The organism is Arthrobacter zhangbolii, assembly GCF_022869865.1.
Classification (GTDB): Bacteria; Actinomycetota; Actinomycetes; order Actinomycetales; family Micrococcaceae; genus Arthrobacter_B; species Arthrobacter_B zhangbolii.
This window is the reverse complement of sequence record NZ_CP094984.1, coordinates 1,754,632-1,778,258: the sequence shown is the minus strand read 5'-3', so window position 1 is coordinate 1,778,258 and position 23,627 is coordinate 1,754,632. Positions and strand designations below refer to the sequence as shown.

The 23,627-nt window shown below is 66.4% G+C and carries 18 protein-coding genes; 4 read left to right on the top strand and 14 right to left on the bottom strand.

Annotated elements, in window-relative coordinates; genetic code table 11:
• Nucleotide 1 precedes the first annotated feature (1 nt).
• Genes MUK71_RS08250 through MUK71_RS08240 form a run of 3 tightly spaced genes read right to left on the bottom strand, consistent with a single transcriptional unit; the run spans nucleotide 2 to nucleotide 3,548 of the window.
• On the bottom strand, nucleotides 2-775 hold the full coding sequence (locus MUK71_RS08250; protein WP_227901961.1) for an IclR family transcriptional regulator domain-containing protein: 774 nt from the start codon (nucleotides 773-775) through the stop codon (nucleotides 2-4).
• On the bottom strand, nucleotides 772-2,676 hold the full coding sequence (locus MUK71_RS08245) for a bifunctional sugar phosphate isomerase/epimerase/4-hydroxyphenylpyruvate dioxygenase family protein (RefSeq protein ID WP_227927847.1): 1,905 nt from the start codon (nucleotides 2,674-2,676) through the stop codon (nucleotides 772-774). The genes MUK71_RS08250 and MUK71_RS08245 overlap by 4 nt, the downstream gene beginning before the upstream one ends.
• On the bottom strand, nucleotides 2,676-3,548 hold the full coding sequence (locus tag MUK71_RS08240; RefSeq protein ID WP_227927848.1) for a shikimate dehydrogenase: 873 nt from the start codon (nucleotides 3,546-3,548) through the stop codon (nucleotides 2,676-2,678). The genes MUK71_RS08245 and MUK71_RS08240 overlap by 1 nt, the downstream gene beginning before the upstream one ends.
• 378 nt (nucleotides 3,549-3,926) lie before the next feature.
• Between MUK71_RS08240 and MUK71_RS08235 the strand changes: the two genes are divergently transcribed.
• Entirely contained in the window at nucleotides 3,927-5,279 is a 1,353-nt protein-coding gene (locus tag MUK71_RS08235) for an MFS transporter (RefSeq protein ID WP_227901964.1), read from the top strand.
• Between the two features lie 69 nt (nucleotides 5,280-5,348).
• Here MUK71_RS08235 and MUK71_RS08230 read toward each other — a convergent pair whose 3' ends face one another.
• A complete protein-coding gene (locus tag MUK71_RS08230) occupies nucleotides 5,349-7,007 on the bottom strand; it encodes an ABC1 kinase family protein (protein WP_227927849.1) in 1,659 nt (552 codons plus the stop codon).
• A gap of 166 nt (nucleotides 7,008-7,173) precedes the next feature.
• Here MUK71_RS08230 and MUK71_RS08225 point away from each other — a divergent pair, with 166 nt between their 5' ends.
• The gene (locus MUK71_RS08225; protein ID WP_227927850.1) at nucleotides 7,174-9,513 is read left to right on the top strand and encodes a glycoside hydrolase family 3 C-terminal domain-containing protein; all 2,340 of its coding nucleotides are present in this window, start codon (nucleotides 7,174-7,176) and stop codon (nucleotides 9,511-9,513) included.
• Here MUK71_RS08225 and MUK71_RS08220 read toward each other — a convergent pair.
• Nucleotides 9,489-10,652, bottom strand: a complete 1,164-nt coding sequence (locus MUK71_RS08220; protein WP_227927851.1) for a glycosyltransferase family protein — start codon at nucleotides 10,650-10,652, stop codon at nucleotides 9,489-9,491. The two genes, MUK71_RS08225 and MUK71_RS08220, sit on opposite strands and share 25 nt — an antisense overlap.
• 106 nt (nucleotides 10,653-10,758) lie before the next feature.
• Between MUK71_RS08220 and MUK71_RS08215 the strand changes: the two genes are divergently transcribed.
• Entirely contained in the window at nucleotides 10,759-11,658 is a 900-nt protein-coding gene (locus tag MUK71_RS08215) for a glycosyltransferase family 2 protein (protein ID WP_227927852.1), read from the top strand.
• Here the strand turns inward: MUK71_RS08215 and MUK71_RS08210 are convergent.
• The 8 genes from MUK71_RS08210 to abc-f form a co-directional block, all read right to left on the bottom strand.
• The gene (locus tag MUK71_RS08210) at nucleotides 11,642-12,712 is read right to left on the bottom strand and encodes a glycosyltransferase (RefSeq protein ID WP_227927853.1); all 1,071 of its coding nucleotides are present in this window, start codon (nucleotides 12,710-12,712) and stop codon (nucleotides 11,642-11,644) included. The two genes, MUK71_RS08215 and MUK71_RS08210, sit on opposite strands and share 17 nt — an antisense overlap.
• Nucleotides 12,713-12,747: 35 nt before the next feature.
• Entirely contained in the window at nucleotides 12,748-13,932 is a 1,185-nt protein-coding gene (locus MUK71_RS08205) for a glycosyltransferase (RefSeq protein ID WP_227927854.1), read from the bottom strand.
• Nucleotides 13,933-14,041: 109 nt separating this feature from the next.
• Nucleotides 14,042-14,476 (bottom strand): acyl-CoA thioesterase, encoded by a 435-nt coding sequence (locus MUK71_RS08200; RefSeq protein ID WP_227901995.1) that lies wholly within the window; start codon nucleotides 14,474-14,476, stop codon nucleotides 14,042-14,044.
• Nucleotides 14,477-14,597: 121 nt separating this feature from the next.
• Nucleotides 14,598-15,434, bottom strand: a complete 837-nt coding sequence (locus MUK71_RS08195; protein ID WP_227927855.1) for a hypothetical protein — start codon at nucleotides 15,432-15,434, stop codon at nucleotides 14,598-14,600.
• A gap of 128 nt (nucleotides 15,435-15,562) precedes the next feature.
• Entirely contained in the window at nucleotides 15,563-16,963 is a 1,401-nt protein-coding gene (lpdA, locus tag MUK71_RS08190) for a dihydrolipoyl dehydrogenase (RefSeq protein WP_227927856.1), read from the bottom strand.
• Between the two features lie 157 nt (nucleotides 16,964-17,120).
• Complete coding sequence (locus tag MUK71_RS08185; RefSeq protein WP_227927857.1) at nucleotides 17,121-18,638, bottom strand: carboxylesterase/lipase family protein; 1,518 nt, start codon at nucleotides 18,636-18,638, stop codon at nucleotides 17,121-17,123.
• Between the two features lie 150 nt (nucleotides 18,639-18,788).
• A complete protein-coding gene (locus MUK71_RS08180; RefSeq protein ID WP_227901999.1) occupies nucleotides 18,789-19,010 on the bottom strand; it encodes a hypothetical protein in 222 nt (73 codons plus the stop codon).
• Between the two features lie 296 nt (nucleotides 19,011-19,306).
• A complete protein-coding gene (gene abc-f / locus MUK71_RS08175) occupies nucleotides 19,307-20,944 on the bottom strand; it encodes a ribosomal protection-like ABC-F family protein (protein ID WP_227927858.1) in 1,638 nt (545 codons plus the stop codon).
• A gap of 85 nt (nucleotides 20,945-21,029) precedes the next feature.
• Between abc-f and MUK71_RS08170 the strand changes: the two genes are divergently transcribed.
• Nucleotides 21,030-21,923 carry an arginase family protein gene (locus MUK71_RS08170; protein WP_227902001.1) on the top strand — a complete coding sequence of 298 codons (894 nt, stop codon included), beginning with the start codon at nucleotides 21,030-21,032 and terminating at the stop codon, nucleotides 21,921-21,923.
• Between the two features lie 42 nt (nucleotides 21,924-21,965).
• Here MUK71_RS08170 and MUK71_RS08165 read toward each other — a convergent pair whose 3' ends face one another.
• Nucleotides 21,966-23,486, bottom strand: a complete 1,521-nt coding sequence (locus MUK71_RS08165) for a carboxylesterase/lipase family protein (protein ID WP_227902002.1) — start codon at nucleotides 23,484-23,486, stop codon at nucleotides 21,966-21,968.
• Nucleotides 23,487-23,627 lie beyond the last annotated feature (141 nt).

The following is a 23,627-nucleotide window of genomic DNA, read 5'->3' as shown; positions in this document are numbered from 1 at the left end:
ATTAGGCCGGGCCGCCGCGGCTGCCGAGATCCCTGGAGATCCGGTCCGCGGCGGCCCGCAGCAGCGGAAGAACCGTTGTCTCCACGCCGTCCGAACTGTGCAGCTGCAGGGACACGTTGGCGGCTGCAACCACTGTGCCGTCCGCACCCCGGACCGGCACGGCAACACCGCGCAGTCCGTCTTCCAGCTCATCCGTCACCTTTGACCAGCCGCGGATGCCGGCAAGCAGGACTTCCTCCCGCAACTCCGCCACTGAGGATACGGTGCTGCGCGTGTACTGCTGCAGCCGGACGTCCGCGAAGTAGGTTTCCAGCTCTTCGGCCGGCAGCTGAGCCAGCAGGACCCGCCCCATGGAGGTGGCCCAGGCCGGGAAACGGGTCCCCACGTTCACTGCCACCCGCAGGAGCCGCAGCGACGTGATCCGGGAAACGTAGACGACGTCGGTTCCGTCCAGGATGCACAGCGACGTCGTCTCCCCCAGCTCGGCAGAGAGCTGCTTCAGGTGCTGTTCGGCCACCTGCGGCAGGGAGAGGTGTGCCAGGTACGCGGCGGCGACGTCCAGGGTCCGCGGTGCCAGTCGGAAGGCGGTGCCGTCAAAGCCCAGATAGCCCAGGTCCCGCAGGGTGAGCAGGAACCGGCGGGCGGCGGCGCGGCTGGTCCCCGCCGCGGCCGCGGCCGTACTGACCGTGTGTTCCGGAACGTCCGGCGTGAACGCGCCGAGGATTGCGAAGGCCTTCTCCACGGATTTAACGTAGTAGCCCTCGTCCACGGTCATCCCTCTCCGCGCCGGGAATCATTCCTCGATGCCAGGTACTGGGACGCCAGCCGAACCGGGGCGTTGGGGGCGCCGTAGCCGTCATAGCTGCCACGCCGTTCCACCACTTCGAAGAACACGTTGCCCACGGTTGCGGTGTAGAAGTGCAGGAACTCCCCGTCCGCATCCCGGTCATATAGCAGGTTCAGTTCCTGCAGCTCGGACAGGAACGCCGGGTCGAGGCGGAACCTGGCGGCAAGATCCTCATAGTAGTTTGCCGGTACCGGCAGGAACCGCAGGCCGCGCTCGGCCGCCCGCCGGGCTGTGGCGATCAGGTCGGTGGAGGCAAAGGCGACGTGCTGGGGGTACTCCCCGCTTTCCGGGCCGGATTCCACAATGAGCGGGGCAATGTTCAGCGCCAGCCGCACCCCGCCGTCCACACTGCGCATGACCTGGCTGCGGACCAGGCCCATGGGGCTGGGAACCTCCTGTGAGGCAATGGGGGCCAGGGACAGCGTGGATTCGTAAAACAGTACCGCTTCGTCGAAGTGCTGCCACGGCTGGGACAGGTTGATGTGGTCGATGGCAGAGATCAGGGGCTCGGCCAAACCGTCGCCGTCCGGTGCGTCCGGCGCCCCTTCCGGCCCGCCGGTACCCGCCGGCCGGCTGAACTCTCCGGCCCACGCGGCGGTGCCGTCGGCCGTCGCTTCGCAGAGGAAGACTTCGGTGGAATCCGGGGCGAACACTGCCTGCAGGACCTGCTCGTCAGCCTGGCTGCGCCGGTTCACCGGACGTGCACGCAGCTGCAGCGCCCGCGATGCCGCCGCCTGCGGGTCCTTCACATCCAGCCCCAGTGCTGAAATCCCCGGTTCCATGCCGCGTGCCTGCTGGCCGTTGATGATGACGCGGGCACGGCCCTGCGTCCACAGCTGCACCGGCTTGGTCCGGTGCCGGCCGGCGAAGGTGAAACCCAGCTGATAGAGCAGGGTGGATACCGTTTCCGGGTTTTCCGCCTTGACCTCGGCAAAGTTGAACCCGCTGGGTTCCGCCACCCGCGGCAGCGTGGCCAGCGACATTGGGTACGAGGCACCGCCGTCGTGCTCAGCGAGGTATGCCGAGGTGCGTTCCTCCAGCCAGATCAGGGACCGCATGGCGTCCACTGCCGTCCGCTCCTCGGCGGTCTGGCGGAACACGTCGTTAAAGATTTCCAGTGACACGGGGCCGTCATAGCCGCTGCGGACCAGATGGGCCATAAACCCAACGAGGTCGAAGGCGCCCTCGCCGGGAAACACCCGGTAGTGCCGGCTCCAGGACAGGACATCCAGGGAGAGTTCCGGGGCATCGGCGAGCTGGACAAAGAAGATCTTCCCGGCCGGGATCTTCTCGATCGCGGCGGGGTCCCATCCGCGGGAGAGAATGTGGAAGCTGTCCAGGCAGGTACCTATGTTGGGATGGTCGGCCAGGTCCACTATGCGCTGGGCGTGCTCAAAGTCGTTGACGTAGCGTCCCCAGGCCAGGGCCTCGTAGGCCACTTTTATGCCATACCGGGCCGCGGTGTCCCCGAGCCGGCGCAGCTGCCGGGCTGCCACGGCGTCGTCGTTGATGGTGGCCGTACCCACGTTGCTGCACAGCAGCAGGGTGTCGATGCCCAGCCGGTTCATCAGGGCAAACTTGGCCTGCGCCCGGCGCAGGTTCTCCTCCAGCTGCTCCTCCTCCACGCCTTCGAAGTCGCGGAAGGGCTGGTAGAGGTCAAGGGTAAGGCCAAGCGTGGCGGCGAGGTCCCGGATTTCCTCCGGGCTGGAGGGTGAGACCAGCAGGTCCGGTTCGAAGATTTCGATGCCGTCAAAACCCGCGTCGGAGCAGGCACGCATTTTCTCTTCGAGCGTTCCGCTAAGGCAGACGGTGGCTATGGAGGTGCGCATCAGCGTCCCTGGGCAATCAGCTCGTGGAAGTGGTCAAGCATCCGCGCGGCATCCGGCCGGATGCCGGTGATCAGCTCAAAGGCGTCCACCGCCTGGCCCACGGCCATCCGTCCGCCGTCCAGGACCCGGCAGCCCTTGGCGCGGGCGCCAATGATCAGTTCCGTGTCGACCGGGCGGTAGACGACGTCGGCCACCCATTGGGACGGGTCCAGCAGGTCCAGGTCCACGGCGAGTCCGGGGTGGGAATGCATGCCCACCGGCGTCGCATGGACCAGTCCGTCGGCACCGGGCAGCACGGCGGGCAGGTCCGCCGGCGTTCCGGAGGTCACTCGCCGGTCAGGGAAAAGCTGTGCAAGTGCCGCCGCGCGCTCGGCTGCGCGGTCCGGGTCCAGGTCCAGCAGCGTCAGTTCCGCGGTGCCGGCCTTCAGGAGGGCGTACGCGACAGCGGCTCCTGCCCCGCCCACACCCAGCTGGACCACGGACCCCAGCGCTGCGTCCGGCAGGCCGGCGGCCAGTGCACCGCTAAAACCGGAGAAGTCGGTGTTGTGGCCAATGAGCTTTCCATCCCGGATCAGGACAGTATTTACCGCCCCGAGGCGTGCGGCGTCCTCAGACACCTCGTCCAGTTCGGCCAGGACCAGCTGCTTGCAGGGGTGGGTGACGTTGAAGGCGTTGAAGCCCAGGTCCCTGCCCCAGCGCAGCAGGTCACCCACATCCGAGCCGGGGCGACCCAGCCGGGTGAGGTCCACCGGACGGTAGACATAGCGCAGGCCCTGCCGGTCGGCTTCACGCTCGTGCATGGGAGGAGTGAGGGAGGCAGTAATGCCTTCTCCGATCAATCCGACGACGAACGATTCCTCCGTGCCACTCATGGGACTGTCCTTCCGGTCTACTTGGTGCTGCCGTGTGCTCATTCCGAACCGGAACGGCCCGGACGGCAGGTCACAGTTGCCGGGGTATCCGGCTGTGAGTTACATTACTGCAAGTGTACGGAGTATGCACATGTGTACGCATAGCGCACAATGGCTGCTGCTAGGCATACCCGGACACCATCAACACTGCATCAGGTACGGCGCACCCCACCGCATTTGGTGCGGAAGCAGTACACCCTGCAGCACATCAGGTACCGCACACCCCGCACCACGGGGAAACACCCCGGAACCTGGTAACCGCACGGTATGCCGGCCAAGGCATCCCGTCGCCATCCGCCGTCCCCCCCACCGCCACGCCCCCACGTCAGGAGAGATGCAATGGACGCATCCGCCCCCGCCGGAAAAGCGCCGGGCAAGTCCCCGCGCAAGGCCGCCACTGCCAGTTTTATGGGCAGTGCCGTTGAGTATTACGACTTCTTCATTTTCGGCTCCGCCGCCGCGTTGATTTTCCCGCGCGTCTTCTTCCCCGATGCGGATGCCCAGGCCAGCATCATGTCCCTGGCGACCTTCGGTTTCGCGTACATTGCCCGCCCCGTGGGTGCAGTGATCCTGGGACACTTCGGTGACAAGGTTGGCCGCCAGCGCGTGCTGATGTTCACCCTGCTTCTGATGGGCGGCTCCACGTTCCTCATCGGCTGCCTCCCGGACTTCAATACCATCGGCTGGTGGGCTCCCGCACTGCTGGTTTTCTGCCGGCTGATGCAGGGCCTTTCCGCTGCCGGCGAGCAGGCCGGGGCCAGTTCCATGACCCTGGAACACGCACCGGACAACCGCCGGTCCTTCTTCACGTCCTGGACGCTGACCGGAACGCAGGGCGGCCAGATCCTCGCAGCCCTGGTCTTCATTCCCGTCGTCGCGCTGCCGGACGAGATCAAGTACGGCATTGGCTGGCGTATCCCGTTCTGGCTGAGCGCCGTGGTAGTGGTAGTCACCTACTTCATCCGCCGTTCCCTGCACGAAACCCCCACCTTCACCGAAGCCAAGGAACGCAATGAAATCGTCAAGCTTCCGGTGGGTGTGCTGCTGAAGGACCACTGGCGCGATGTGCTGCGCGTAGTGTGCTGCGCCTTCATCGCCGCTGTCTCCACCGTGTACGGAACACTTGCGATCAAGTACGGCACGGAAGTCGGCAGCGTCAACGCGGACATCACGCTTTGGCTCGTAGTGGCGGGCAACTTCGTGGCACTGTTCACCCAGCCGCTGTTCGGACGTCTGGCAGACCGCATCGGCCGGCGGCCGGTCTTCGTCTACGGTGCAGTGTCCAGTGCGGTGATCATGCCCTTCTACCTGCTGTCCATGGAATCCGGAAACACCCTGCTGCAGTTTGCCCTGTCCATTGCTGTATTCTCCTGCGGCTACGCGGCTGCCAACGCTGTCTGGCCGTCCTTCTACGCCGAGATGTTCAGCGCCAAGGTTCGCTTCTCCGGTCTGGCCATCGGCACTCAGCTCGGCTTCCTGATGGCCGGTTTCGCGCCCTCCATCGTTGCCGCCATCGGTGGCCTGGAGCCCGGCGGCTGGCTGGTCACCAGCTACTTCACCGCAGCGATCTGCGCCATCGCCGCCGTATCGGCACTGACGGCAAAGGAAACCGTCCACGTTCCCACGGCCGAACTGGGTCTGCGCCCCAAGGCTGTTCCGTCCGGCGCTGCGCCGGCGAACCCGTACAGCTGAACCGCATAGCGCGGTAAACCGCCCGGGCGGCCCCTTTGCGGGGCCGCCCGGTTCCGGTTAAGCATCCGTTTACATACCGCGCAGCCGGGCGCGCCGCGATGTCCAGGCAATGTACCCGCCCAGCGCCCCGGTGGATGCCAGGCCGGCACTCATCAGGGGCGCCTGCCACGACTTCCAGCGTGAAGCGTCCCCGAGGGTCAGCTCCCCCACGCCACGGATGAAGGCAGAGGCGAATATAGCTGCCACCAAACGGTTCCCCACCCGCTCCAACCGGATAACCAGCGGGAGCAGTTCTTCCGCCCTGAGGTGGACCTCCATGCCTTCGAAGTCCAGCGTTTCGATGAGCCGGCGCACCTGGTCCGGCAGTTCGGTGCCCAGTTCCAGGGCCTCTGCCCCTGCCCGCCCCAGCCGGCGGGCGTAATTGACCGGGTTCAGCTGCCTGGCGGTCATCCGGCGTGCATAGGGTGCCAGAGTCGGGCCCATCCTGAAGTCCGGGTCCAGCACCTCCCCCATGCCTTCGGTCATAATCAGCATCCGCAACAGCAGGGCCATCTCCCGCGGGAGCTGGATGTGATGGGTGCGGAGGATCCCCAGGCCGGTGGTGATCAGGCTGCCCACAGGCGCATCGGCCAGGCTCCTGCCCGAGTACATACGGATCAGCGGGCCAAGGTCCATGCGCAGCTTCACCCGGTCCACCCGCACACCTGAAGCGTTCAGCCGGACAATGGCGTTGGTCATCCGCTCCGGGTCCTTGCGCACAATGCCGACAAAAAGTGCGGAGAGCTGCCCCCGCAGCTTCTCATCCACTTCTCCGACCATGCCGAAGTCAATCAGCCCCACCCGGCCACCGGGCTCCACGAACAGGTTCCCGGGATGCGGGTCGGCATGGAAAAACCCGTCGTCAAAGACCATCTGCATTTCCACCCCGGCCGCCGCGACAGCCAGTGCCGGACGGTCGATTCCTGCCGCATCCAGCGCCTTGGTATCCGTGACCTTCATTCCCGTGATGCGGTCCATTGTCAGGACCCGTGAGGTGGTGTGGTCCCAATAGACCCGGGGAATCTGCACGGCCGTACTGTCTTCGAAGTTGAGCCGGAACCGGTCTGCGTTGCGTCCTTCCTGCAGGTAATCCAGCTCAGAACGCAGGGTCCGGGCAAACTCGTCCATCAGGCCGGTGAGATCGTAGTCCCTGGCGGCCTCCCAGTGCTTGCTGGCCGTGCTGGCGAGGTTCTGCAGGATCTCCAGGTCCTGGTCCACCTCCGTGGTGATGCCGGGCCGGCGCACTTTGACGACGACGGCGGTGCCGTCCTTCAGGGCCGCCGAATACACCTGCCCGATGGAGGCACTGGCCATCACCGCGGTGTCGAAGAAACCGAAAACCGATTCCGGTTCGGCGCCCAGTTCCTGGCGCAGCTCTTCCCGAATCGCCGGCCAGGGCACAGGATCGGCCCTGTCCTGCAGTTTGGCCAGTTCCCGCTGGTAATCCGGTGGCAGCAGGTCCGGCCGGGTGGAGAGCAGCTGGCCCATTTTGATGTAGGTGGGTCCCAGTTCCTCGAGTGCAATCCGCAGGTATTCGGGCCTGCTCGGCCGGCGTACGGCATCTTCAGCGTGCTCCTGGCGCCGGAACGGCAGCCGCCCCTCCAGCCCGAGGGCCGAGACGAGAAAGCCTAGGCCGTTACGGGAGAGGATTTCGGCTATCTGCCGGTAACGGTCCAGGTGGGTAATCATGGTCTGCTCCCGTCATGCGGCACGGTTCACCGCCGCAGGTGCTTAGCGAAAACACTAACCGCAGCCCACGGCCGCCGACAGGCCCTGCAGCGATGCGGCAGCCGGCCGGGCGGCATCGGATGGTTTGCTCTTCCGGCAGGCACCGGCGGCCCCTAGACTCCGGCACATGCCAATGCCTGCATCCGACAACCCGTCCGCTTCCATGCCCCGGGATGCCGGGTCCCTGACGCTGCCCCATAAGCTCTCCCTGCTGTCCGGCGCATCCTTCTGGCGCACGGCGGCCATTGCCCCTGCGGGTATCCGGCCGCTTGTCCTCTCCGACGGGCCCCACGGCATCCGCCGGCCACACAATGAGGATGAGCCGGGACTCGGGAACTCCATCGAGGCCACCTGCTTTCCCGCCGAGTGCCTCACCGCCTGCTCCTGGGATCCGGAGCTGCTGGCGCAGCTGGGCGCCGCGACGGCGCGGGAGGCGGCCGCGGCCGGCGTCGACGTCGTGCTGGGCCCCGGATTGAACATCAAGCGCACGCCCCTGTGCGGACGCAACTTCGAATACTTTTCCGAGGATCCGCTGCTTGCCGGCGAACTGGGTGCTGCGTGGGTACGCGCCGTCCAGGCACAGGGGGTGGCCGCCTGCCCCAAACACTTCGCCGCAAACAACCAGGAGGCGGACCGGATGCGCATTGATGCCTCGGTGGATGACCGGACGCTGCGCGAGATCTATCTGAAGGCCTTTGAAACCGTGGTCCGCTCCGCCCGGCCGTGGTCATTGATGGCCGCCTACAACAAAATCAACGGAATCCACGCAGCGGAGAACCCCTGGCTGCTGGATACGGTACTGCGCGGCGACTGGGGGTTCGACGGCGTTGTGGTCTCCGACTGGGGCGCTGTCACGGACCGCGCGGCTGCACTGGACGCGGGCCTGGACCTGGAAATGCCGGCAAGCAACGGCCTGGGCCTGGCCGAACTCGAGGCAGGGCTGGATGCCGGCACCATCAACCGGGACATGGTAGACGCCTCCGTTGCCAGGCTGCTGCAGCTGGCCGCGCGGACCGCATCACCGGCCCGGGAACCGGTGGACCCGGAAGCACACCACCGGCTGGCACGTGACGCGGCAGCACGCTCCATGGTGCTGCTGAAGAACCAGGGCGGCATCCTGCCCCTGTCCCCAAAGCTCCGGCTGGCGGTCGTGGGTGAACTGGCCCGCACACCGCGCTTCCAGGGAGCGGGCTCCTCCCAGGTGAACCCTACGCGGATCAGCGTGCCGCTGGATGTCCTGGCAGAAGGGTTCACCGCCGTTTCCTTTGCCGCGGGGTACCGGCTGGACGGGGAGTCCGAGGAGGCGCTGGTAAGCGAGGCGGAAACCGCTGCTGCCGCCGCAGACGCAGTCCTGTTTTTCCTGGGCCTGCCGGAGGAGAAGGAATCCGAGGGTTTTGACCGTCCGGACCTCACGCTGCCGGCAGACCAGCTGCAGTCACTCGCTGCCGTCCTGGCAGCGAACCCCTGGACGGTGGTGGTGCTCTTCAACGGCGGCGCAGTTGAAACGTCGTGGGCATCGGATGTGCCTGCGGTCCTCGAAGCGTGGCTTCCGGGACAGGCCTGTGGGGAGGCGCTCGCCGATGTGCTGACCGGCGCCGTGAACCCGTCCGGAAAACTCGCCGAAACCTTCCCGCACCGGATCGAGGACACACCGGCCTTCGGTAATTATCCGGGTGAATCCGGGACGGTCCGGTACGGCGAAGGCATCTTTGTGGGCTACCGCTGGTACGACGCCCGGCGGATGGAACCGGCCTTCCCCTTTGGCCACGGGCTCTCCTACACCAGCTTCGGCTACAGCGGACTGGCTCTGAAGACCGCAGAGTCAGACGAGGGTCAAATGGTCTCGGTACGGCTGACCGTGCGGAACACCGGCAGCTGCGCCGGAGCTGAAGTCATCCAGCTCTATGTGGGCGCCCCGGGCGGCACGGCCCCCGCTGCGCCCCGCGAACTCCGGGCCTTCCGCAAGGTCTATTTGGAACCGGATGCCACCGCCGATGTGGCCTTTGACCTGCCGCTGGCGGCGCTGGCCCGGTTCGATCCGGCAGCGCACCGGTGGACCGCCGATCCCGGCGGCTACCGGATCGATGTCGGGTCCTCCTCGCGGGACATCCGGCTCAGCGGCAGCCTGGAGCTGCCCGGCACCGGCGCCGAACCGACAGGACAGCTCAGCCTCGATTCGACCATCGCAGAATGGCTGGCGAATCCGCGGGGGCAGCGTGTACTTGGCGCACTGGCAGCAGAAGCGGCCGGCGGCGCGGGGGAAACCGGAGCGGCGGAAACCGGAGCGGCGGAAACCGGAGCCGGGGAAGCCGGCGGGCTCGCCGGAGCGCTGTCGCTGATGGGCAGCCTTCCCCTTCGCCGGTTGGCACGCTTTCCCGGCAGTCCGCTGACACCCTCGATCCTGGCCGGGCTGGAACAGGCCGTCCGCGGCCCGGAAACCGGTCAGGGCGCCAGCACGGACGCGTAGATCTCCTCATGGGCCGCCGCCACGGCCCGCCGTTCGGCTGTCCGCTCCGCGCGTGAAAGCCCCGGCCAGGGACGCTCGGCATAGAGACCCTTGAGTGCGGTGGCCAGTGACTGCTCGTCCAAACCGTCCTCGGTGTGCACAAACTCCGCCACGGTGGAGCGTTGCTGGGCATAAAAACCGCAGGACGGGGCCAGCACGCTGGTGCCCAGATCCGTACAGGCCTCCAGCCAGCCGGAGTGGGTTCCGAACCGGTAGGGCAGTACTGACACATCCAGGGAGCCGAGGTAATCCCAGAGCGCCGTCTCATCGAAATAGTCCCGCACCTGCAGTTCCAAACGCCCAGCCGTTTCAGCTTCGGTGAGCCATTTGTGCAGCTCCGGACGGTATTTGTCCCCGCCCGGCGTGAGGATGTCCGGGTGCCCGTTAACCTGCAGCACGGCCCCCGGCAGCTGTTCCACCGCTGCCGTCAACGCCGGCAGGATGACGCCGTCAAGCATGTTGGGCCGCAGGCTCTTCAGGTGCACCCCCACGCGGAACCGGCCCTGCGGCGGCCGGGAAAGCCGCAGGCGCTGCCGCCGTTCGAGTTCACCGAGCTCCACCACGTGCGGATGGGGCAGGACCACCGGCCGCCGCCCCCAGCGGGCCTCGACGGCTGCAGCTGCCCCGGGCGTCAGCGTAATCAGCCGGTCCGCCGCCGGAATAAGCACATCCAGCTGGGCATCATGGGCTTCCGGGGTGAGGTGGTGCGGATTGCGCAGGTCATGCACGGTGTAGACCAACGGCTTGCCCCGGGCCTTCAACTCGGCCGTCACAGCCCGCAGGTCCCGGGGGGAAATGGCATCAAACCCGAAGTGGATGTGCATCAGGTCAAAGGTGGAGGCGTTCTCCCGGATCCAGTGCGGGTCCAGCATGACGGGCGGCCACCAGGTGGATTCCGTTGACTGGCCGGGATTGCGCGGATCCGGGTCCGGCAGGCGCAGCACACCGCCTGGCCGCGAATCACCGGGGACACGCCCCGTGTGGCGGATATAGACCTGGCTGTGCGGCACGCTTGCCACCCTGACGGTTGACTCCCCCACCGGATCCGACACCGCCGCGCCCACTGCCCCGGAATCCGCCATCGCGCCTGACTCTGCCACGTCACTGCACCTTTCCCGGGCCGAATCCGGCCCTGTCAGCAAATTGCCTTCAGTATACTTACTGTTTTGGGCGCCGGCAGGGAGCGCCTGCGGCGGAGGGGAACCCATGGAGCAGACCGGCGGCGACGAACCGTTTTCAGTGCTGATCATCAGCTCCGGGAGGGACCGGCACCTGGCCCGGACTGTCCAGGGCATCCAGCGCTCCACCCGCCTGCCGGCTGACATAGTGGTCTGCTACATGAACCAGCCCGACGCTGTTCCGCCCCAGGGCACACTGCCCCTCAGTGTGGTCCATGTGGACACACCGTCCGGTGTGCCGCTGCCGCTTGGTGCCGCCCGCAACGCCGCCGCCGCTGCTGCGCAGACCCGAACGCTGGTTTTCCTGGACGTGGACTGCATCCCCGCCCCGGAGATGTTCGAGCAGCTGCTGGCTGATCTGCAGCAGGCAGGAGGGCTGGTGATGGCGACGCCGCGCTACCTGTACCCGGATGCGGACCTGGCGGCCTGGGAGACGGGAGGCAGCATGGACGTGCTGATGCAGGGGTCCATTCCCCATCACGCCCGGGCAGCGCTTTCCCCGGGTCGCGGAGAACCCGCGGCCCCGTCCACCGAGTACGCCCTTTTCTGGTCCCTGGGCTTCGCCGTCCGGCGGTCAACCTTTGACCTAATCGGCGGTTTCGACGAGACCTTTGCCGGCTATGGGGGTGAGGACACCGATTTCGCGTTCACTGCCCGCGGGATGGGGATCCCCCTGGCATTCTCCGGGGCCACGATGTTCCACCAGCACCATGGTGTGCACCGGCCGCCCCTGCAGCATCTGGAATCCATTGTGGTCAATGCCCGGGCGTTCCGGAGAAAGTGGGGAACCTGGCCCATGACGGGATGGCTGGAGGCCTTTGCCCGGGCCGGCTACGTGGCGTGGGACCCGGACGGCGGGGAACTTCGGCTGCTTGCCACGCCCGGCCCGGCGGAGCTGGCTGCGGTGCGGGTCAGCGCTCCCTACTGAATGCAGGGACCGGCGGCCGCTCCCCTGCCCCGGATTCGGCGGTGGCACGCTCCACTGCCGTCAGGAAGCGGCTCCGGAATTCTGCCTCCGGAACCAGCAGTGTCCGCGCCAGCAGTTCCGGATCGGAGGCGCTGAGCGCCGCCAGTGTGCGCTGCCAGTCCGTAGGTGCCGAGAAGTCCGGGGCAGCAGTGGCGCCGGCACCGGCCAGCGCCTGCGCAAACCGTTCCTGCTCTCGGAAGGGCCGCTGTTCGGGAATGATCAGGGCCGGCCGGCCGGCTGCGGCGGCCGCGGCCACCGCGTTGTGCCCTGCCGAGGTCACCAGGACCTCTGCGGCTGCCAGCAGCGGTGCCGGCTCCGCTACAACGCCAAGCAGTTCAACATTGGAGGGCACGTCCCGGACAGCACCCGAAGTACGGCCCATGATCCGCCACGTCCAGTCCGGGGTTGCGCGGGCGGCCTCAAGTACGGCCGGCAGCCGGACCCCGGTCCCGCCGAGGGATGTCTGGACAGCAACCGTGCGCGGCTGAACAGCCTGCCGCCCCGCTGACCGCGGCGCGAGCATGCCGAGATAGGTGCTTTTTGTGCCGTAGGCCGCCAGATGTTCAGGGGTTTCGAGGGTTTGGGGGAAATACGCAATCAGTCCGTTGACGGAATCATAGGCGAGCCGGTGCGGGGCATCCGTCCGGTCCCCGTGCATACGCCGGTGGATGACCGGATATCCGGCCAGCCGGGCGAACACGGCGGTTTCCACCGAGACATCCACCACCACAACGTCCGGCATGAACTCCTCCCAGTACGCGTGCAGCCGTGCGAAGCGTTCCCGGACCGCCGGAACGGTGGGCGCATAGTGCAGGGACGTACCGGGTCCCGGCGGGAACGGGCCCTGCCGCGCGACGTCGGGCGGCAGCGGGGCAAACCGTGCCCCGCCCGGCAGGTCCGGGACGCCGGCGGCAGGCATGGTGCCGGTTACCAGCAGGTCCACGGCGTCAAGCCGGGCAATGTTCGCTGCGTGACGCAGGTGCCCTGTGCCGTGATGGTGGGCGTAGTACGCCACACGGGGTTTTCTCCGGGAGGTCATGACAGATCGGCTCAGCTCAGGGGCAGGGCAGCTTCGGCGCTGCCGGACTGGGGGCGGGAGAACCCGGCCGGCTGTGCAAGTGACGGCAGGCCCTCGGGCTGGAGCAGGGAGCGGAGGTGCACCTCATAGGAGTCCACCATGGCACCTGCACTGAAGCGGGCGGCGGACCGGCGGACCTGGCTGCGGTCCAGGCCCCGCGCAGCCGTCATGGCATCGGCCAGTTCCTCGGCACCGAGCCCGGCGGCCACCCGGCCGGCGTCGGCGTCGATAATCTCCGGCATGGCGCCCAGCGGCAGTGCCGCTACGGGGGTGCCGCAGGCCATGGCTTCCAGGGCTGTAAGGCCAAAGGGCTCGGACCACACGGGTGAGGCGATAAAGACTTCACCCGAGCCCAGGAAGGCCGCCAGTTCGCGGTGATCGAGGTGCCCCGCATGTCTGACGCCCGGACCCAGCCGGGGAGTTATAACGCGGTCAAAGTACTTACCGTCACTGACAGGGCCCGCAAAGTGCAGGTCCATGCCGGCTTTCCGGGCGGCGTCGATCGCAATGTGCAGGCCCTTCTCCGGAGTCACCCGCCCCGCCCAGACCGCGGTACCAGGGCGGCGGGAGGTACCCGCGGGCCAGTCTGAGAGACGGATGCCGTTGTGGATGACGTGGAGGTCCGGCAGATGAGGTGCCCAGCCCGTGGCGTTCCGGGCGGAGACACTGACAAACCGGTGCAGCGGGGAGATGGCCGCGCGCCCCTGTTCAACCGCGTCCACAATCCACGGCAGGGGCGGGGTGTGCAGGATGGTCAGGGTGGGGTGGTCCGCCAACTTCAGATAGGGCTGCAGGCTCAGCGAATTGTTCACGACGACGTCGAAGGAGCCGTCCCGGACCGCGTCCAGTGCCAGGCCCAATGCCCTGTCCAGCGTCCCCTGCTGCACCTGCATGGCGTCATCGGGCATTCCGCGGCGGAACTCAAAAGCGGCGGGAAGGACATCCACCACCCGGGCTGCGGACACGGATCCCGCTTTGGCAAAAAGTGTCACGTCATGACCGCGTGCGGCGAGTTCGTCTGCCATCAGGGAGGTGTGCATTTCGAGCCCGCCCAGGAACGGACTGGCAATCGGGTGATGCAGATGGGACAGCACCGCAATCCGGAGCGGACCCCCGCCCGCCGTGTGCCCCTGCGGGAGGGGGAACTCGAGACTCATATTAGTAAGTATGCCTTGTATTATCCCGCTCCCCGCCTAAGCCGGGCTCCCGGAGCTTCGGTCCACGTGCTTGGGGTTTGGGCGGTGCAGGTATCCGCCGGGGCGCTAACTAGGCTGTAAAGGGAATGGGTGGAAAGTGGTGCGTGGGCAGGCGGTCACGGTCGTAACTGATGGTGGTGTAGCCGTGGGGTGCGGGCTTGCCGTGCTCATCCAGGTTCACGAACACGATCTTGTCGATGGTCAGGATGCTGTCGCGGGTGATCATGTTCCGCACTTCGGCCTGCATTGTCAGCGAGGTCCGGCCGAACTTGGTTGCGGTAAGCCCCATTTCGATCAGGTCGCCCTGCACGGCGGAACTGACGAAGTTGATCTCGGACATGAACTTGGTGACAACCCGGCCGTTCCCCATCTGCAGGATCGCGTAGACGGTAGCTTCCTCGTCAATCCATCGCAGCAGGCTGCCGCCGAACAGGGTGCCGTTTGCGTTCAGGTCTTCGGGCCGGACCCACTTGCGGGTATGGAAGTTAATGTTTTGGAGGGGCATATATTCAGCTTATCCACAGCCCGGCCACCGTCCTGACCGATCCGCGGATGCCTTGCTCACACACCCCTGTTAGCTCTCTGACCTCTCTGTGACAGCCATCCCCGCACGGCTGTGAAAGCGGTCATTGCCAATCCGGCCTTTCGTTGAGTACGTCCCCCTGATGTGTAATGTCGCCGTCTGCGGGCACGGGCAGTGCTTCCACAGACCCGGAGTGAACCAGCTGCCCGATGAGGGCGGCTGAGCCGCCCACGATGGTTGAGTCCATATCTATTTCCGAGGCCAGGAACCACGCACGGTCTTCGGGCCAGAGCAGGTTTGGGCTCTGCAGCACGTCCCATCCGCTGGCCTCGTGCCAGCCGGGCTCGGTGAAGACTGCAAGGTCGGCGTTAAACAGCAGGTACTTCCGTCCCGGCAGTTCCAGCCTGGCCGCACCGGCCACGGTGTCCTGATGGAAGGGCGGGGGCAGGGGTTCTTCGTACGTATGGCCTTCACTGTCCACGGTGACGTTCACGGCCGCGCCGCTCACCCACCCCCACCCCTCCCAGAGGCCGGCGATACAGGCTGAGGGCGAATCCGTATGGCTGGACAGAATGCGCACCACCTCAGCCAGGCATCCGGCCGCCAACGCGCCTACGAGGGGATCTTCGTACTGCCAGCCCGGTTCATTCCAGACCGGGTTGCGGTAGCCCGCCAGGATGGAGTTCCACTGCATCAGCGGGTGGGCCAGCGTTCCGCGGGTCTCGGCAAGGTCCCGCCACTGCATGGTCCGGGACTGTACCGGCACCGGATAGTCCCGGTCCCATTCCATTAGCCGCGCGTGGACGGGATGGAAGATCCGTGCGTAGGCCTCGAATCCGGCCGGTACGGTTCCGGTCACTGTGCCCGGGCGGGCAAGGCTCCCGGGAATCCAAAGACCGGACTCGGAATCGGCAAGGGGACCCTCCAGCGGCGTCGTCATGCGGCCAGTATGCCTTAGTCGCTGCCGGATGCGGCGTATCGGGGCAGTGTTGGACCGTCGGCCCGCAGGAATCGCCACCGTGGCCGTGGTGCGGCCCTGCCGATCGGTTCTGCCCGCCGCGTGCAGCGCTAGAAATTAATCATGTGGCCCGTCAATCCGTGGAAGGCCTCCTGCAGCGCCTCACTCAGCGTCGGGTGGGTGTGGACATTACGGGCCAGTTCAGCGGCCGTAAGGTCCCACTTCTGGGCCAGCGTCAGTTCCGGCAGCAGCTCGGAGACGTCCGGGCCGATCAGGTGCCCGCCCAGCAGTTCCCCATACCTCGCATCCGCCACCAGCTTCACAAAGCCCACCGGCTCCCCCAGCCCGTGCGCCTTGCCGTTGGCCGTAAACGGGAAGGTGCTCACCAGCACATCGTGGCCCTCGTCCCGGGCCTGCTGCTCGGTAAGCCCGAAGCTTGCCACCTGCGGCTGGCAGAACGTGGCGCGCGGCATCATCCGGTAGTCACCCAGCGGCATCGTTTCGGCCTTGCCGATGGTTTCGGCGGCAACCACCCCCATGGCCTCCGCTACGTGGGCGAGCTGGAGCTTGGCGGTGACATCACCGATGGCATAGATATGGGGCACATTGGTACGCATGAAGTCATCGATGCCAATGGCACCCCGGTCCGTCAGCTGCACCCCGGTCTTCTCCAGGCCGTAGCCCTCGGTACGCGGCGCAAAGCCGATGGACATCATGACCCGGTCCGCTTCGATGCTGCCGGCCTTCCCGTCCTTGTCCGTGTAGGCCACCGTTACGGAGGAGCCGTTATCCTTCACGGTCTCCACCTTGGTGGAAGTCAGGATGGGAATGCCCAGTTTCTTGTACTGCTTTGTGATCTCCTTGGACACGTCAACATCCTCGTTGGGCAGCGCCCGGTCCAGGAACTCAATGATGGTGACGTCCACACCGTAGCTGCGCAGCACATAGCCGAATTCCATGCCGATGGCCCCTGCGCCCACAATGACCATCTTTTTGGGCAGGTCCCGGTCCATGATCTGGGCCTCATAAGTGACCACGTTGTCGCTCAGTTCCACACCGGGAAGAAGCCGGACATAGGTGCCTGTGGCGATGATGGCGTTTTCGAAGGTGACGGTTTCACTGCCGCCCTTTGACAGGCTGACCTCAAGGGTGTGGTCATCGGAGAAGATCCCGTGGCCGTCGTATTCGGTGATCTTGTTTTTCTTCATCAGGAAGTGCACGCCCTTGACCCGGCCGTCGGCCACCTGGCGGCTCCGGTCGAAGGCCGCCCCGTAATCGAACGTGACATCACCGTTCATGCCGAAGGTCTTGGACTGATTGGTAAAAATCTGCGCCAGCTCGGCGTTGCGGAGCAGGGCTTTGGAGGGGATGCATCCGACGTTAAGGCACACCCCGCCCCAGTATTTTTCCTCCACAATGGCAGTCTTCAGTCCCAGCTGGGCAGCACGGATGGCGGCCACATACCCGCCCGGTCCGGCTCCGAGAACAACGACGTCGTAATGTTCGCTCATGCGCTCTGACTCTCCTTAGCTGCGGTGCTGAAAACTGGTGCTGAAAACTGTGGTGCTGGAAATCATAAGCCAGCTTACGACGCCCGCGCCGGTGCCGCGAGAGGCGCCCGCACCGGCCGCCGAATCCCGGGGGGCCCCGCTCCGGCCGGGCAGCGCGTCAGATGTAGCCGCGGTAGCCCGCCCAGGCCCTGCGCCGTTCCGGGAACGGATCGGATTCAATCCGGTCGGCCTTATCAAACACGCGTGTGTGCCGGTGGAACTCGTCATATCCGGGCCAATCAGCGCCGGGGTGGGAGTGCCTGGCCAGGCTCAGCAGTGAACCCTGGAACCTCCGGGAGAGTGCTTTCAGCTCATCCCTGCCGCCCAGGAGCGTGAGGGCTTTGGCCAGCCCGCTATCGGTGTCGCCGAACATTACGGGTACGTCAAAGGAATGGGTGGCGCCGAAGCCCAGGAGATTCATCATCGGCGTGGCGTAGTCGTAGCGGTATGCCCAGGTTGGGGCCACCCGCGAGTGCCCTTCGGCCACCATCTGGCTGGGATACCAGAAGACCAGGTCGCCGCTGATGTCCACGGACCGTTGGCGGGAGGGATAGCCCGGGTACGCTGCCACCACGCGGTCCCGGGCGAGCGGATCGGTCCCCGCGAACATCTTCTCGATCCGTTCAGGCGTCGACGGAAGGATGTTGGAGACCTTCGCGAAGAGTGCCCCTTCGCGGGCCATGGTGCCCAGCACCAGCGGCACCTGGTGTGATTCTCCCTCATGGAACATGTCGATTGGATGCCGCGGCAGAAAGTCACCGTCGATCACCGGCGAAACGCTCAGCGAGCCTGGCTGTTTGGCCGGACCTATTTTCGTGGTCATCTTCCGGGTCGCCTCGACAAGCTTGGATGCGCTGATGGTGGTCAGCCCCTCCGCTGCATCGCACGGGCTGATGCCAAGTATTTCCAGCAGGTCCGCGGCCCAGGCTGCATGAGTGTGGGGGTAATATGCCCCCGACGGTGCCGGGCTTTGGGCATAGGCCTGATGGAAGAGCCCCCGGGCGCTGGGGATGCACATCAGGGAAGTTACCGCCAGGCCGCCGGCCGATTCGCCGAAGAGGGTGACGTTCCGGGGATCCCCGCCGAAGGCCTCGATGTTCTGCTGAATCCACTCCAGTGCCGCTACCTGGTCCCGCAGTCCCACATTGGCGTCGAACCGGTGTTCCGGGGTCGAGTAGGCACGGAAGTCCATAAAACCGAGTGCCCCGATGCGGTAGTTGAGGCAAACGTAGACAACGTCCCCGTCCCTGACCAGCTTTGCGCCGCGATAGGTAGGTTCGGCCGAGGACCCGGAACTGAACGCACCGCCGTAAAGGTAGACGAGAACCGGGCGCAGGGTATCCGAGGGGTCCAGCGGGGCGGACACATTCACGCTCAGGCAGTCTTCGTCCATGGCCACCCGGCGGTGCGTGCCGGTAAGGCTGGGTGCCTTGGACTGCGGCGGCACCGCACCGAATAAGCGTGCATCTCGGATCCCGGTCCAGCTCTCCGGCGGCCGGGGTGCGCGCAACCGCAGCTCCCCCACGGGCGCTGCCGCATAGGGAATGCCACGCCAGGTACGTACACCCTGGTCAACAACGCCCTGAACCCGACCGTTACGGGTTTCAACCACCAGTGATTCAACGCCAATATCCACGACGAACTCTTTTCGGCCGGGGAAAGCTGAGCCTGCTCCCTGCGACTATCAACGATAGCCGGGCGCCCAAGAGCTAACCAGAGACGGAGCCGCTCACGGCTGCACGCCATGCGGGATTGTGCCGCGGCCCGCGCTCTTTCGGACGGCGGACTACGCGGCGGAAACGAGCCGTCCTGCTGCGCTGCGGCGTCCCGAGACCCTCGAACCGGCGTTTTTGACCAGATAGCGGTGGACGCTGAATTCCTTGGCGCAAAGCAGGGCAACGGCAAAGACGTTCAATGCAATCTTGGTGCCCGTGGACCAGTCAGTGGCCACGCACAGCATCCAGACAACAATCAGGACGGGCAGATCAGCCCGCTTCAGCGCCTTCACAGCCAAAGGCCGTACTGCCAGCCGCCCACTCCGGGGGCGTCACCGGGCAGACACCGCTGAGGCGTCCCGGCTGCACTGCCGCTTCCCCAGCCGCAGTGCAGGTTGGCTGCCGGGCAGCCGCGTTTTCCACTCCATGGATCCATTGGACACTTCTTCCGTGAAATCGTCCGATAACTTAGCGAGACCAATCCGTGAGCTAAGCGCCGCATCCGCGGGGATGCAGCCTGCATAATTTCTATCACATTCGGTCAAGCAATATGTCCTCCCCTGCTGCCGCGGCACGGGAGGACGCCGGCTCACCGGATGCGGACGGTCCCGCCCTCAACTTCCCACCGCACATCCAGGCGCACATTTTCCAGCAGCCGCCGGTCATGGGATACCAGCAGCAACGCGCCCTCGTAGCTCTCCAACGCTTCTTCCAGCTGCTCGATCGCGGGCAGGTCCAGATGGTTGGTGGGCTCATCGAGAACCAGCAGGTTCACCCCCCGTGCCTGCAGCAGTGCCAGGGACGCACGCGTCCGCTCACCGGGAGACAGGTCCCCGACCCTGCTGCCGACCTGGTCCGTCTTGAGCCCGAACTTGGCCAGCAGGGTCCTCACTTCCGCCGCGGAAAGTTCAGGGACGGCGGCCTCAAATGCGTCGCCCAGCCTGGCGCCGGCCGGCAGCTGCCCGCGCCCCTGATCAATTTCGCCCACGGCCACGGAGGCTCCCAGGGACGCTGTGCCGGCGTCCGGGGTTTCCCGCCCCAGCAGGAGCGCGAGGAGGGTGGACTTTCCCGCACCGTTGGGGCCGGTGATGCCGATCCGCTCCCCCGCATTAACCTGCAGGGAAACCGGTCCCAGGGTAAAACTGCCGCGGTTTAGCACCGCTGCGTTCAGGGTGGCGACCACGGAACTGGACCGCGGTGCCGCCCCGATGCGCAGCTGCAGCTGCCATTCCTTGCGCGGTTCCTCCACCTCGTCCAGCCGGGCAATCCGCGATTCCATCTGGCGGACCTTGCGTGCCTGCTTTTCGGAGGACTCGGTGCTGGCTTTGCGGCGGATCTTGTCATTATCCGGATTCTTCTTCATCGCGTTGCGCACGCCCTGGGAACTCCACTCCCGCGTGGTCCGGGCCCGGGAAACAAGGTCGGCCTTCTTGTCTGCGAACTCGTCATAGGCCTCGCGGGCGTGCCGGCGGGCGACGGCGCGTTCTTCCAGGAACGCCTCGTATCCGCCGTCGTACACACCCACACTGTTCTGTGCCAGGTCCAGTTCCACCACGGTGGTCACGCAGCGGGCCAGGAACTCCCGGTCGTGGGAGACCAGCACCACCCCGCCGCGCAGGCCGCGGACAAACTGCTCCAGCCGGGCCAGCCCGTCCAGGTCCAGGTCATTGGTGGGCTCATCAAGCAGGACTATGTCGAACCTGCTCAGCAGCAGCGCAGCAAGGGCCGTCCTGGCAGCCTGCCCGCCGGACAGGCCGGTCATCGGTGCGTCCATTTCCACCTCCAGCCCGAGGTCCGCGAGCACCGACGGGGCACGGTCCTCAAGATCCGCAGCTCCGGAGGCCAGCCAGCGATCCAGGGCAGCGGCGTACACATCGTCCACACCGGGGGTATCCGTTCCCAGCGCCTCGGCAGCCTTTTCCATGGCCTCGGTGGCCGCAGCCGCACCGGTCCGGCGGGCCAGGTAAGCACCCACTGTTTCACCCTGTACCCGCTCGTGCTCCTGCGGCAGCCAGCCCACAAAGGCGTCAGCAGGATTGGTGCTGACCGTTCCGGCCAGTGGTTCCGCGGCGCCGGCCAGCAGGCTCAGCAGCGTGGATTTGCCGGCACCGTTGGCACCCACCACGCCGACCACGTCGCCGGGGGCGACGGTCAGCGACAGGTGCTCGAACAGGGTGCGGTGGGCGTGGCCGCCGGAAAGATCCCGGGCGACAAGTGTTGCAGTCATACCACCAGTCTATTTTGCGTGCGGCCTGTTTCTGCGCGGTGCCCCGGCGGTAGGCTGGTTATCCCCTCCGCACCTAAGGACTGCCATGAATTCCATGCATCCCACCGGCCCCGGGGCCCTCCGCCTGATTTTCCCGCAGTGGCAGGGCGCCGCAGGAGCGGGAACCGTAGGGTCGCTGCCGGCAGGCCAGCCGCACCAGACCCTGCTCTCCTACCACCTGGGCCCGCCCCTGTTGGAGCTGCTTTCCCCGCTGCATGACGGGCCCACGGCCTTTGTGCCGGTAAGTACGGATACATCGGACGCGGCAGTGGAAACGGTGGACGGCATTTATGCGCGTGCTGCTGTTCTCCAGCAGCTCCGGCAGGCACTGGAGGTGATACAGGACGCTGCCCCGGAGACCGTGGTGACCTTTGGCGGGGAATGCTCGGTGAGTGTAGCTCCGTTCAGCCATCTTGCCGCACTGTACGGCGGGGATCTGGCGGTGCTGTGGGTGGATGCCCACCCGGATACCGGCACGCCGGGCGACGGTTACACCGGGTTCCGGTCAATGTCGCTGGCAACCCTGGCCGGAGAGGGTGACGAAGAGTTCCTCGCGGCGCTGCCCGCCGTGGTGCCGCCGTCCAATATTCTCCAAATCGGCCTGCGGGACTGGCAGGATCCCGGCATCGGCACCAAACAGCGCCTGGGTATCCGCAGCGTGGGCATCACGGACACCCCTGAGGACACCCGCCGGATCCTGGAATGGCTGGCACTGACCGGTGCCACGAAACTGGCGGTGCACGTGGACCTGGATGTACTGGACCGGCGCGATTTTGCCGACACCACCGGCGGCGGCAGCCGCGGCGTCCGCGTTCCTGACCTGCTGCGCATCATCGATGCGGTCAGTGACGCCGGGGATATTGTTGGCATATCGCTGGCTCAGCATGCGCCCCTGGAACTGCTCCGGTTGGGCGGCCTGCTGCGCGAGCTCCCCGTTTAGCCCCCCGCCCCCCGGTCCGCTTCCCCCGCGCGGGTTTACGGTTCACCGATAGCCCAGGTAGCCGTCCCACGCAACGCGCCGGATGTGGTGCGGGTCTGGCACTATCTGATCCGTCCGGTCAAAGATTTTGGTCTTGCGTGACTGTGTCTCATACGCGGGCCACATCGGCCCGGGATTCCCCGTCCGCGCAAACCGCAGCAGCGCCCCCTGGAAACGGTTGCTGACCGAAACGGCAGTGCGTCCGCCGCCGGCGAGCGTCAGGAACCGGCCGAGCCCGGAGGCATAGTTGCCGAACACAGCCGGGATATCCAGGCCGTGGGTGGCACCCAGTCCCAAAAGATGGGCCATGCGGGGAGCGTAATCGAAGCGGTAGGACCAGGTTGGGGCAAACGCTGAGTGGGCCTCCGCCACCTGTATCCCCGGATGCCAGAAAACCGCATCGCCGCCAACATCCACTGCTTCCCGTTTCCCGGGATAACCGGGGTAGGCGCCCAGCACCCGGTCCTTGAGGTCAGGCCCGGTCAGGGCAAACATGGTGTCGATCCGCTCCGGCTTTGTTGGCAGCACATCCTCGAACTGGTCGAAGAGGGCACCTTCGCGGCCCATGTTGCCCATGACCAGCGGCACGCGGTGCGCCGTCCCGGCCCGGAAGGCGTCGATGGGGTGCAGTGGCAGGAAGTCACCGTCCACTACCGGTGCGACGGCGCGCGTGCCCGGTTCGGATTCCGGGGCCACGTCCCGGGTCAGGCGCACCGCCGCCTCCACCAGGCGCGACGCCGGGAGGCTGGCCAGGGCCTGTCCGGCGTCGGCTTCGGGGACGCCGAGGAGGTCCAGCAGGTTGGCGGCCCATTTTTCGGGCAGTCCCGGTCCGTAGGCCGTGGACGGTGCCGAGCTCAGGGCAATGGCCCGGTGGAACAGGCCCTTTGCCGAGGGTGCGCACATCAGGGCGGTCACGGACATGGCGCCGGCGGACTGACCGAAGATGGTCACATTGCCCGGGTCTCCCCCGAACCGGGCAATGTTCCGCTGGACCCAGCGCAGGGCTGCAACCTGGTCTGCCAGGCCGCAGTTCGCGTCGAAGGGACGCTGCGGCGTGGAGTACCGGCGGAAATCCATAAAGCCCAGTGCGCCGAGCCGGTAGTTCATGCAGACGTACACAACGTCCCCGCGTTCCACCAGCCTGGTGGCGTCATACGCCTCGGCGGAAGCGGCTCCCGTGGTGAAGCCGCCCCCGTAAAGGTAAACGAGGACCGGCAGCGGCGCTGCGGGTGCCAGCGGCGCAGTGACGTTCACCGTCAGGCAATCCTCATCCATCGGCGTCCGCCGGCCGGCACCCAGGAGACCCCGGCCGCGCGGCTGCGGCGGCACCGGGCCATAAGCCGTGGCGTCGAACACCTCCGCCCATGGGCGTACCGGCTGCGGGAGGCGAAGCCGCAGCTCACCAACCGGCGGGGCCGCATAGGGGATCCCCCGCCAGGTCCGCAGGCCGCTGTTCACGGCGCCGCGCACCGGCCCTTCCATCGTTTCAACTGTGAGATCCGGCCGAACTGCAGTAAGGGACACAGTGTTCCTTCCGGGGTTCCAGGGTGTGGCGCGATCATAGCGGCCGCAGGGAACCGCCCGCTATCCCCCGGGCCGCTATTCCCGGTCCCCGAAACTAAGCCATTGGCGTAGGACGCGTTCCCTCGCCGCAAAAATATGCGA